11 protein-coding genes are annotated in these 10,809 nt (G+C 50.9%); 3 read left to right on the top strand and 8 right to left on the bottom strand.

Going from position 1 to position 10,809, the window contains the following annotated elements; all coding sequences use genetic code 11:
• Nucleotide 1: 1 nt before the first annotated feature.
• From HMPREF1091_RS03555 to HMPREF1091_RS03540, 4 genes are all read right to left on the bottom strand, one after another.
• Nucleotides 2–790, bottom strand: coding sequence for a SigB/SigF/SigG family RNA polymerase sigma factor (locus HMPREF1091_RS03555; protein ID WP_002563464.1), 789 nt, complete (start codon nt 788–790; stop codon nt 2–4).
• Nucleotides 780–1,151 carry a hypothetical protein gene (locus tag HMPREF1091_RS03550; protein WP_002563463.1) on the bottom strand — a complete coding sequence of 124 codons (372 nt, stop codon included), beginning with the start codon at nt 1,149–1,151 and terminating at the stop codon, nt 780–782. The genes HMPREF1091_RS03555 and HMPREF1091_RS03550 overlap by 11 nt, the downstream gene beginning before the upstream one ends.
• Before the next feature lie 66 nt (nt 1,152–1,217).
• Nucleotides 1,218–1,928, bottom strand: coding sequence for a DUF948 domain-containing protein (locus HMPREF1091_RS08015; protein WP_002563462.1), 711 nt, complete (start codon nt 1,926–1,928; stop codon nt 1,218–1,220).
• A 103-nt stretch (nt 1,929–2,031) separates the two neighbouring features.
• The gene (locus HMPREF1091_RS03540) at nt 2,032–3,477 is read right to left on the bottom strand and encodes a replication-associated recombination protein A (protein ID WP_002563461.1); all 1,446 of its coding nucleotides are present in this window, start codon (nt 3,475–3,477) and stop codon (nt 2,032–2,034) included.
• A gap of 161 nt (nt 3,478–3,638) precedes the next feature.
• Between HMPREF1091_RS03540 and HMPREF1091_RS03535 the strand changes: the two genes are divergently transcribed.
• Nucleotides 3,639–4,406: a gamma-glutamyl-gamma-aminobutyrate hydrolase family protein gene (locus HMPREF1091_RS03535; RefSeq protein ID WP_021736289.1), complete on the top strand. Its 768-nt coding sequence runs from the start codon at nt 3,639–3,641 to the stop codon at nt 4,404–4,406.
• A 75-nt stretch (nt 4,407–4,481) separates the two neighbouring features.
• Nucleotides 4,482–6,161, top strand: coding sequence for an OPT/YSL family transporter (locus tag HMPREF1091_RS03530; RefSeq protein WP_002563459.1), 1,680 nt, complete (start codon nt 4,482–4,484; stop codon nt 6,159–6,161).
• Here HMPREF1091_RS03530 and HMPREF1091_RS03525 read toward each other — a convergent pair.
• Genes HMPREF1091_RS03525 through HMPREF1091_RS03510 form a run of 4 tightly spaced genes read right to left on the bottom strand, consistent with a single transcriptional unit; the run spans nt 6,158 to nt 10,130 of the window.
• A complete protein-coding gene (locus HMPREF1091_RS03525; protein ID WP_035424614.1) occupies nt 6,158–7,390 on the bottom strand; it encodes a deoxyguanosinetriphosphate triphosphohydrolase family protein in 1,233 nt (410 codons plus the stop codon). The two genes, HMPREF1091_RS03530 and HMPREF1091_RS03525, sit on opposite strands and share 4 nt — an antisense overlap.
• Before the next feature lie 56 nt (nt 7,391–7,446).
• Nucleotides 7,447–8,814: an SGNH/GDSL hydrolase family protein gene (locus tag HMPREF1091_RS03520; protein WP_002563457.1), complete on the bottom strand. Its 1,368-nt coding sequence runs from the start codon at nt 8,812–8,814 to the stop codon at nt 7,447–7,449.
• Entirely contained in the window at nt 8,807–9,346 is a 540-nt protein-coding gene (locus HMPREF1091_RS03515) for a DNA-deoxyinosine glycosylase (RefSeq protein WP_021736206.1), read from the bottom strand. Before HMPREF1091_RS03515 ends, HMPREF1091_RS03520 begins: the two co-directional genes overlap by 8 nt.
• Entirely contained in the window at nt 9,336–10,130 is a 795-nt protein-coding gene (locus HMPREF1091_RS03510; protein WP_002563455.1) for a metallophosphoesterase family protein, read from the bottom strand. The genes HMPREF1091_RS03515 and HMPREF1091_RS03510 overlap by 11 nt, the downstream gene beginning before the upstream one ends.
• 207 nt (nt 10,131–10,337) lie before the next feature.
• Between HMPREF1091_RS03510 and HMPREF1091_RS03505 the strand changes: the two genes are divergently transcribed.
• A complete protein-coding gene (locus HMPREF1091_RS03505) occupies nt 10,338–10,751 on the top strand; it encodes a (deoxy)nucleoside triphosphate pyrophosphohydrolase (RefSeq protein ID WP_002563454.1) in 414 nt (137 codons plus the stop codon).
• The last annotated feature ends 58 nt before the right edge of the window (nt 10,752–10,809 follow it).

Below are 10,809 nucleotides of genomic sequence, written 5' to 3'. Positions count from 1 at the left end.
TCTATTGTGCTAAAGAGTCGGGGTCAATCTTTTCTTGGATCTTCTTAAGGGTGCGGCGCAGCAACCTAGAAACCTGTACCTGCGATACACCGAGTTTCTCGGCAATTTCTACCTGTGTCAGGCCTTCCACAAAGCGCATGCGGATAACCTCTTGCTCGCGCGGAGAAAAATCCCGAATGGTCTGCTCTATGACCATACGATCATCTGCCGTAGACAGGGCGGTATCCTCACTTGCGTATTTATCGATAACCGAGGGAGCTTCCTCGTCATCAGTCGAGCCGCCCTCCAAGGGCACCGAGCTATATGCGCTGGAAGATTCCATAGCTTCCAAAACCTCATCCACGGAGGTTCCTAGGTACTGAGCAATCTCTTCTACAGAAGGACTGCGCTGAAGTTGCTCCGTGAGGGTATCCGTAGCCTGATTAACTTTGGCAGAAAGCTCTTGAAGGCGACGAGGAACCCGTACTGACCAGCCCTTATCGCGAAAATGGCGCTTGATTTCACCCAAAATAGTAGGCGTTGCAAAGGTGGTAAATTCAAGGCCACGCTCAAGGTCAAAACGATCGATTGCTTTGATAAGTCCCACGGTACCAACCTGGATTAAGTCATCCAAAGGTTCGCCACGGTTTTTAAACTTGGCCGCTAAGAAACGTACCAGATTAAGATGATTGACGATAAGCTGCTCACGTGCGTCCTCATCACCTTTTTCTTTATACCTACGAAAAAGCTCATGAGTACGCTGCTTGTCCCACGCCAGCTTACCCGAGGAGCGTCGTGTACTAGTTGGCATGTGCACCATCCGCAAGCTTTACCAGGCGAAGCTTCTTGTTCGCATGATCGGCATCATACTCGTCACAAATGGCAGAGAGTAACAAGTTTGCATACTGCAGGGCATCGTCATCGGACGAAATGGTATCGCCCAAGGTATAGTTGATTGCAATGCCAGACTCATCCAGCTCAAACACAATGTCACAAGAAGCAGGCTGGGTTGCACACGCATATACAAAGCCTTCCTCTGCGGCCATGCGCAAATCCTCTACCTCGTCCACATCCATATTGTTTACCACAGCCAGATTAGCCGCCATCATACGGACCGAACGTGCAAACAACGGTTGAGCAGGAACGCTCAACGACACTACTTGTTGGGACATATCTCTCCTTTTGCGTACGCCTATTTGGCTGTTGTGCCTGCCGAGAAACCCGACGAGGCAGTTTAATTATTCCTTATCCGTTGCGCTGCTTTGTGCACGAGCGGTACCCGTTGCGCTATCTGGGTACGTAAAATAAGTAGGCTTAGCCGACTTATGGGATGGTGCAGCATTTTGCTGGGCTGTATCTTGAGCGCCCTGATCCTTAGATGAGTAAGTCTCAGAGCCGGTGCCGTTCGTGTCCGCATTGGCGCCAGTACCAGCGCCCGCTGCCTTGCTGTGTGCTTGACCCTCCATGCTGCTAGCAGCATCTTGTAGGGCGGCCGTGGCCTCTGAAACAGAAAGTCCCAGCTTTGCGCCGACGGTCTTGCTTGCACTTGAAGTGATCTTGCCCACAATACCGGCTACACCGTCTGCTGCACTCGCGGTAACCTTGCTTACCGCACTGGAAAGATTGGCGCCTGTAGAAGTAACCGTGGAAACATCAGAGAGGATGTCGTCCACACGAATCAGATCAACCGTCACAGCATCCACGGCTACCGAAGTCTTCTCTAAAAGCGGCTCAAGCTGCTTGGAAGACTGCTGCAGCTCATCTACCACGCCATCCAGCTTTTGCACCACAGGCTTAACCTCGGCCACCGTGTCAGTAACGGTATGGGTAAGCTCTGCAAGAGACTTGCGTGAGGAGCGCAAGGTCAAAGCAAGCTCAATAGCTGCCCAAATACCAGCTACTATCAGAACAATACCTGCAATCTCCATTGGTGACATCGCGTCAAACATCGCGTCAACCTTCCCCTAGCCCGTTACATTCGTTTAATTCTACCCGTTTAAACCCCATAGCTACTCACAACGTCCGCATTTAGCGGGCAATTACATCTACTTTTTAGCCCTTCTCGGCAGACGAACCCTTCTGGGCAGGCGGATCGGTGTGATCTCTGTTTGACGCCTCATAGCGCCACGCCTCCCACCCGCGCTCAGAGGGCGTAAAAAAGGCACCCTTGGAAAGTCCATCGGGCAAATACTGCTGAGAAACCCATCCTCTTGCATCATCGTGCGGATACAGATACTCCTGGTACTGCTCTGCCCCCGGACGATGCCGATCACGCAAATGCGACGGCACGGCACGCAAAGGACCGTTATGAATCTCTGCCATAGCCTCATTAAGGCCAGCATAACTAGCGTTTGACTTGGGTGCCAAGGCATTGTACACCGCAGCCTGCGCCAACATAATGCGACACTCTGGATAGCCAATAACCTCAGCAGCTCTAAACGCAGCTTGGGCCACCAGCAATGCCTGAGGATCTGCGTTACCAATATCCTCAGAGGCGGCAATCATAATGCGTCGCGCAATAAATTTAGGATCCTCACCCGCGTCAATCATGCGAGCAAGCCAGTACAGTGCGGCATCGGGATCCGAGCCACGCATGGATTTGATAAAGGCAGAGATGATGTCATAGTGCATGTCTTGAGACTTGTCGTAGGGCATGCCATGACGTGGGTTGGCATCAAGCACCTGTTCACGTGTGATGACGAGACGATCCGTTGCGTCTGCGGGTGCGTCGGACGGGGCCGACGAATCTGGTACCGACGTGGGTGCTGCCGATGGCTCTGGTGTTGGCGTGGGTGCCGTAGGCGCCGCCGACGCTGCCAGCGGTGTTGCCAGTTGGCTTGCCAGCTCTAGGGTGGTCAGAGCGCAGCGGGCATCTCCACCAGAAAGTAACACGATTTCTTCCAGCGCATCGTCTGTCAGCGTAAACTTACCCGCCAAACCCTGATCAGACTCCAGGGCACGGGTAACAATACCGCTGATATCCTCATCAGAAAGCGTGGTAAGCTCCACCACGCGCGAACGAGAAATCAATGCCTGATTAACCTCAAAACAAGGGTTTTCCGTTGTAGCGCCAATCAGCACCACAATACGGTCCTCTACCGCATGAAGCAGCGCATCTTGCTGGGAACGATTAAAACGGTGGATTTCATCCACAAACAAAATGGTTCGAGTTCCGCTGGTAAGCAAACGTGATTCTGCAAGCTCAATCTCTCGACGCAGATCCTTAACCGTGCCGGTAATAGCAGAAACCTCTACAAACGTAGCATTGGTAGAGTTGGCAATGATGCGAGCCAGGGTGGTTTTACCCGTACCGGCTGGACCATACAAAATAACAGAGGACAATACATCATGCTCTATGGCACGACGCAACCATGAATTTGGACCAACCGCTGCGGTTTGGCCCGCAAATTCATCCAAGGAAGTCGGTCTCATTCTGACGGCCATCGGAGCGTTATTAATTTTAATAGTGCGCTGAGCGCTGCTAAACAAAGTATCCATAGGCTCATTTTAGCGCAGCAAAACCACGCTTTTCTCACCAGCCAACCGCTGCGATGGTTTTACGTAATAACTATAAGAAATTGTTTGAGGCCTTATTTTTAGTGCAGGAGACTGCGTTTTGACCTATGATTAAAGTTTCGCGCCAGCAGAAAGGAATGATGGTGGATACCGCGTATGATTTTGCACCTCTTATTGGTATTACCTCTCGTCCAGGTGAGGATGGACATACCTGGATAAATCAGAGGTATGCAGACTGTATTATTGCCGCAGGTGGTATTCCCGTTGTGCTCCCTCTGTCTGCTCAGGGTCCTGCCATGGTGCCGCGTTTGTTGGATCTGGTAGATGGCCTGTTGCTCACAGGCGGCGGAGACATTGCTGCCGAGTCATTTGGAGGCAAGGTGTATGAGCCTTACTCCACAGCAGAGATCTTTCTTACAGACATGGTGCGCGACAACATGGAAGAAGCTTTATGTGCACAGGCATGGAGCTCTAACCTGCCAACTCTAGCAATTTGCCGCGGCATGCAGCTGCTTAACATCTCTCGTGGTGGTCGCATGGTGCGTGATGTAACCGAGCAGCCAAACACCACAACCACAGCCCAGGTGCACGTTGCTCCTCCCTTTGACATGCCCTGCCATACCGTTGATCTGGATGAACACAGCAAGCTTGCTCACATTTATCACTCAACGCTGTTGGGGGTAAATTCTTATCACCATCAAGCAATTAGCACTCCTGGGCAAGGAGTGAGTATTGTAGGTTGGGCAACCGATGGCACTCCCGAAGCGCTGGAATGTGCCGAGAAGGACTTTGTGGTTGGCGTGCAATGGCATCCAGAGATTTTGGGCACACAACCAGATCTGTTTGAGGCATTTATTGATGCTGCAGCCACGTACAAAGCAAAGAAGGCCGCTTTATCTGACGCTCAATAACTGGCCTGATGCTCAATAACAAAACAACTCACACGCAAAAGGCTCTTTACAGCTCTTTACACCGAAAGGCAGTTCATGAATTCTGGCACTAACAATAAAGCACTTACCGTTCGCGCACTGGTTATTGGAGCCCTTGGATCTGCAATTCTTACTGCAAGTTCTTTGTTTATCGCGTTGCGTATGGGCATGCTGCCTTGGCCTATCTCTTTTGCGGCCATCGCCAGCGTCTTAGCGCTTAAGCTGTTTAAATCTCACAACCTTCATGAAGCAAACGTTATGCACGCAGCCATGAGCGCTGGCTCCATGATTGCAGGCGGTCTTGCTTTTACCATCCCTGGTCTGTGGATTATGGGCTTGGGTCAGGATCTTGCTCTATATGAAGTGCTTATTGCAGCATTGGCTGGAACGCTCGTGGGTCTGGTTGCCTGTGCTGCCTTCCAGCCCTACTTTATCTGCGACAAAAAATTAGCTTACCCCATTGGTACTGCCGCCGCAGATACCCTTACTGCGGTAGGGAACAATAATGCACAGGATGCACCCGCCCTGTTTTGGGGCTTGGGCTTGTCCGGTGTGTACGCCGCTATACGAGACGTTTTGCACCTCGTTCCTTCAATCCTGTTCCAATCCAACGCACTTCCCGGTGTAGCACTGGGAATCTATAACTCCCCTATGAGCGTTGCTATGGGTTTTGCTGTGGGAGTTGTTCCTACCGCTGTTTGGTTTATTGGTGCTGTTGTTGGCCATCTTGGTATTGTAGGCGCACTGCCCGCAGCAAACCTTGTTACCACAGCTACCGCCCTGGACATCCGCGTAAGCTTAGGGCTGGGCCTCATGCTTGGTGCCGGTGGAGGCACCATTGCCGCCTCTGTCCTGCGTAACAAAAAGCTACGTGACGCCGCCAAGAAGACTGCCAGCACATCTGCCAAAAGTGCTGCCCATGACGTTGCCCAGACCCATCAATCTACCGAGAAGGGCGACAAACCCGTGCGCTTACATACCAGCCTCAGACTCAGTGCACTCATATGCGCTTTGGCAGTAGCGCTTATCTGCGCTGTATTCCAACTGACCATCTTTACCTCTACTGTCGCTGTGGCTGCAACCTGGTTTTGCATCTATCTATCCGCTTGGCTGACGGGAACCACAGGCATCAACCCCATGGAGGTCTTTGGCATGCTTGTACTTTTACTGGTACAGGCCGTGTTTAGGATAGCCAGCATGAAGGTATTGTTCCTTGTTGCTGCCATGGTAGCTGTGGCCTGCGGTATTGGTGGCGATGTTATGAACGATCTCAAGGCGGGCGATCGTCTTCACACCAATCCTAAAGACCAAATGACGGGTATGGTAGTTGGCGCCTTGGTTGGCGTAGTTGTAGCGTCTTTGTTACTTATGGGCCTATACCAGGTGTACGGCGGCGGTGCTTTTGGTCCTCAAGCAACCTTTGTTTCTGTGCAGGCAGCCAACGTTGCCGCTATGGCTGGCGGCATCTCTCACGTTCCTGCCTTTATCGCAGGCCTTGGCATTGGTGGCGTATTGGCCGGCTGCGGCCTTCCCGTTATGACGCTTGGCCTGGGTGTGTATCTTCCCTTCTTTATGTCTTGTAGTGCTGCTCTTGGAGCAGCCATCAAGTTTGTTCTCGAAAAAACAAACAAGCTGCAAGATTCAAAGGCGGACACCATCGTTTCTGGTGTCTTGGGTGGAGAAAGCCTGGTAGGCGTATTGATTGCCCTGTGTGCACTCGCATCGTTTATACACTAAGCAAAATAGCTATACTGTGGGAAAAATGCTGCACAAGAAGGATCAATGTGCTGGCACAAGGCCGCAAAGTAATCATCGGTCATGGCAGAAATGTAATCCACCGCGGTCAGATTAAGATCCTGCTGCCAATCATAGCTCTTGCCATAGTAAGAAAGTGAACGCTCAAGCGGTTGGATATGGTGCTCAAAAAGAGGCGTATCCTGCTTGCCAGACTGCATCCACTCCAAACAGGTGGCATATACCATAGCAAACATCTGTGCCATGTCTTGAGACAAATCCCCTGCTACTTCACTTGCCAGATAAATCTTTTCATAGTTTTCACGCTTAGCACGGCGTAGCTCCTCAAAGCCCTCCTCGCTCAAAGCAATGCGAGAAGAACCAAGGCTACAAGACACAATGTCTGTTGCAAAAGCACAAAGCGCCCAAGCGTTATAAGCGCCGCCCATGCCATCTTCAAAGGTTTTCTCGGTAGCAATGCCGGCACGGATGGCATCCTGACGATCCTTGCCAATATAGGCAATGATGTCTGAAATACGCACCACGCAGCCCTCGAGCGTCATAGGACGCAAATGCCCAATAACCTGAGGTGCGTCATCCCAACAACTCTGGACTGTGGCATCAAAATCTGCAAAGTTGGACAGACCACTGAGCTCAAGTACCTGCTGCTCAAACTCACCGTTGTGGCACAGCGCTCCGTCGAGCATCTGTAAGCTCAGGTTGCGCCCATACAACTTATCCAGCACCCGCACACTCATAACATTATGGAAAAAATATTTGTTGGTGCGCACATGATATTCATGATTCAAAAAGCGCTCCCCCGCGTGGCCAAAGGGCGTATGACCAATATCGTGGCCAAGGGCAATTGCCTCAATCAAGTCCACGTTAAGACCAAGCGCACGACCAATAGTGTGTGCAACACGTGCCACAAGCTGCACATGCAAACCACGACGAGTAAGATCATCATGGGCTCTAAACGAGAACACCTGCGTTTTGCCAGCCAGGCGATTGTATGCTTGCAAGTGCATGATTTTCTCGGTATCGCGCACAAAAGATGGACGCATAACGGATGCACGGTCTCGATCCGTTTGCTCGCGGCGGATAACGTCCTCATTGTTGCAGCGGTACGGGTTGACCGCTACGCCTGTTTGGTACTGCTGCACCAGCGCAGAGTCTGCCTGAGAAAGCTCGAGGTTCATATGGGGTACCAGCGGATTTTTTTGAATTGCCATAATAAGCCTTTCCGTTTGATTTTCTGTACCCAGCATACAACGGCACTCGGACAGTATTAAAACTCAAAGCCCATTTGCTCTACATCAGCAGGTGGTTGTGCTATAGCTTGGCGCGAAACATGCTTTGTAACTGCGGATGCATCAGACGCAGCTATGGGTTTCATAGCTACAGGAGCGTGCCCTACGGCTGGCGTGGACAAAGTCTGTCCTTCCTGTCCTTTGGAAGAATGTTCACGGCTACACAGGTATGCCGATAAGTTCTGGGCAATTTGGGTATGCCCTGCCTTATTGGGATGTTCAAAGCCATCGGCCAGAAGCCTTTCATCCTCATCTAAGACATGGGCTCCATCAACCATCACCATGTTGGAATACGCAGCTACCGCCTGCTGAATAAACTCACTGACCTGCCCAAAGCAGCTCTTTGGGTGTGTAAGATATGGGCCATCTTGGTGCCATAGTGGCGTAAGCACATAGGTGGGTACACAAGGCCACAGGGTGTGGAGGGTCGCAAAAAAGCGCCGAATATCTGCGTAAACGTGGCTGGCTACACACGCCTCATAGCGATAATTGACACCCAAGGCTACCACGATGACCTGAGGAACAAACTTTGGATGTGCAGAGAAACCCTGGAAGCTTTCTGGCAAAAAGACTTGTCCACCAATACCTTGATTAAGCAGGTCAAGCTTGGTCTTCTGCGCCACTTGATGTGCCCACGCATATGCCGGGTCCCCACATACAAAACCTTGCGTAATGGAATCGCCCAACACGAGCAGCTGCTCTTTTTTTGCAAGTGGTTCAAGCTGGGTCCCGTTGCACGCAATGGTACGGACCTCACATGAACGTAATGCTGGTAAAAATACCTTTACTCGCACAGGTTTTCTTAACTCAAACAAAGCCGGTTCAGACACACTTGAGGTGGGCAAAGCAATATGCACTTGCGTGGTTTGCTTATCTTGCAGTGAAGCAAACAACATACCTTTGTGTTTGCCGTTAACCTCATACGACACGCCATCAAAAACCTGGGTACCCACAGCATCGGCATTATTCGTGTTACTTGCATTACTTGTGCTGCTCACGTTACTTGCATCGCTTGTACTGCTTGCACCATCCAACACCTGCTGTTTACGCTGTTCGTCATGGCTCTGTACGAGTTCGCGCGAACGTATCGTTCCCGCTGGCTCTTCTCCAAAGCGCAGATCTATAGCAACTAAGCTGGCGTCGGTGATAAACTCAAGCGTTACGCCGCTAGTGCAAGCGGCCATCTGTTTGTATAGGCCAGGGTGCCAAGCCAAACAGCTTTCCAAAACGGCACGCTGCTCTGGCAAAAAACGCTGAGGACAAACCCATCCATCCGAGTGGGCCTGCACTTCAAGGCAGCCATGCAAAAACGCTTCGGCTGGAGCACATATCCAACTACTATCCACGAGCCTCACCCGCTTGGCTGGGATGTGACTGAACAGCAAGCTTTATTACTGTATAGGCCTCCACCAGATCATCTAAGCTCCAGCGGGCATTAGCAGGACTGGTAGAAGGCAGCGCAACAGCAGTTAAACCACAGACTGGCTCGCAATACGTTTTGTACAAGCGCGCTGCCGTAGCACCTGTACAAAAAATGGTATGGATGGGTGCCACGTCAAGCACGCGACTCAGGTTGTTGGGAACCGGATGAACAATAGAAGCATCACTGGCCCCCACAATATCACAGCTTTCCAATACATCCCATAACGCAATATGATGACGTAATACCAGCGCAGCCTTTTGTTCATTTGAGCTGGGGAGAGGCTCGTTAAACAGTCGAGCCATCACAAGCCAAAATCGGTTGCGTGGATTGCCGTAGTTCATGTGCACTTCACGTGACTTAGGGCTGGGTACCGTACCTAGCACAAGCACGCGACAGTGAGCATCCATAAGAGGCTCAAACGATTGAACGTGCTCACTTTCGTGCTTACTCTCCATCTTGCACGGCTTCATAGAATTGTTGGCCATCATCCAAACGCCACACCAACACCTGACCCATTTCAGAGCCAGCGGCACAGGCACAATCAATATCAAAACGATCTGCCTGCTGAGGATCGGTATCACCGCAGGCCATCATAAGCGCCCGACCCTCTGGCGTAAGAGGCTCATTTGCAGCCACATCAACCAAACTATAGGCAATGGGCGTAGGGGTATGACCAGCAACAATACGAGGAGCTACACCAGTGCTATCTGCAAGATGTGTTTTAGTTCCCCAAAAGTCCTCGCGAATCCATAAGAGGTCATCGGGATCTTGTGCATGTAAATAGGCTTCAATGGACTCGTTTGTCCAGGTGTGTGGCACAGCTACCGTACCTGTACGGATTCCTGCATGGACAAAGAAATACAGCTGCTGTTCAACATAGGTGTGTGCATATAAGGGCAAGTTGGCAACCCATTCTACAATCTCAATTCGAGGTGCAAGCTCCATAGCTGCCAGCTCCGCACGGGTAGTCTCTCCACCGTTTACACCCCAGTTATAAACAGCCGTGGTATCCTCGGGAAAATAGAGGGCATCAAGCATAAGCCGCTCGTGATTGCCCATCAACACCTGCACATTGGGAAGCGTGCGACACAGTTGCATAACGCCCACAGGATTGGGGCCGCGGTCCACCATATCACCTAAAACAAAGAACCTATCATCACAAGCGGGAGCAATGCGATTAAGCACACGATCCAGTGCAGCCAGACGACCATGTATGTCGCTCAAGACATATGTTGCCATCACATCACCCGCCTATCCTGCATAAATAGCATATATTGAGAAAAAGACTACCACAAAGCCACTGTTCTTGCGTCTGGCGCACGTGACGCGCTTGGCACACCACACACGTCTCTGAGATTTTTATCGAACTGTTTCCATACCAACAACCACGGTACTGTTGCGCACATAAACCTGCTAGGCTTGTAAGTACAAGATGCAGGAGGATATATGAAAACAGTTCACGTTTCCGCAGGTATCATCCATAATGACAATACAATTTTGGCCTGTAAACGCTCAGATGATCACCTGAGCGGCTGGGAGTTTCCCGGAGGTAAAGTACAGCCTGGCGAGAATCCAGAACAAGCATGTTTGCGTGAAATCAAAGAAGAGCTGGGCGTCGAGCTCGGTTCTATGTTCTACTACGATACCGTTGAGTATGACTATCCTGATTTCCACTTAAGCATGGATGTTTTTATCTGCCAACTCGCAGCCCACCAAACACCTCAGGCCCGTGTTCATTCCGAGCTGCGCTGGCTTTCTCGTGATGAACTCTTAGACGTTGCTTGGCTTGAAGCAGACACTACACTTGTCCGTAGTTTAGGGGTTCTGTGGGAACAGCTATTCTGGGCAGAGCATTTATAGGCATCCGCCCTCATGAAATCTATACTATGTACTGTACAAAAGCTTTTAACGCAAGGAT

The organism is Atopobium minutum 10063974, from assembly GCF_000364325.1.
GTDB lineage: Bacteria > Actinomycetota > Coriobacteriia > Coriobacteriales > Atopobiaceae > Atopobium > Atopobium minutum.
Note: the sequence above shows the minus strand (reverse complement) of the source record. Positions and strands in the feature narration are given on the sequence as shown.

Coding starts and splice junctions, on each gene's coding strand:
- HMPREF1091_RS03540 (WP_002563461.1), bottom strand. CDS start 3,477: ATGGATACTTTGTTTAGCAGCGCTCAGCGCACTATTAAAATTAATAAC.
- HMPREF1091_RS03550 (WP_002563463.1), bottom strand. CDS start 1,151: ATGTCCCAACAAGTAGTGTCGTTGAGCGTTCCTGCTCAACCGTTGTTT.
- HMPREF1091_RS03510 (WP_002563455.1), bottom strand. CDS start 10,130: ATGGCAACATATGTCTTGAGCGACATACATGGTCGTCTGGCTGCACTG.
- HMPREF1091_RS08015 (WP_002563462.1), bottom strand. CDS start 1,928: ATGTTTGACGCGATGTCACCAATGGAGATTGCAGGTATTGTTCTGATA.
- HMPREF1091_RS03505 (WP_002563454.1), top strand. CDS start 10,338: ATGAAAACAGTTCACGTTTCCGCAGGTATCATCCATAATGACAATACA.
- HMPREF1091_RS03515 (WP_021736206.1), bottom strand. CDS start 9,346: ATGGAGAGTAAGCACGAAAGTGAGCACGTTCAATCGTTTGAGCCTCTT.
- HMPREF1091_RS03530 (WP_002563459.1), top strand. CDS start 4,482: ATGAATTCTGGCACTAACAATAAAGCACTTACCGTTCGCGCACTGGTT.
- HMPREF1091_RS03525 (WP_035424614.1), bottom strand. CDS start 7,390: ATGGCAATTCAAAAAAATCCGCTGGTACCCCATATGAACCTCGAGCTT.
- HMPREF1091_RS03555 (WP_002563464.1), bottom strand. CDS start 790: ATGCCAACTAGTACACGACGCTCCTCGGGTAAGCTGGCGTGGGACAAG.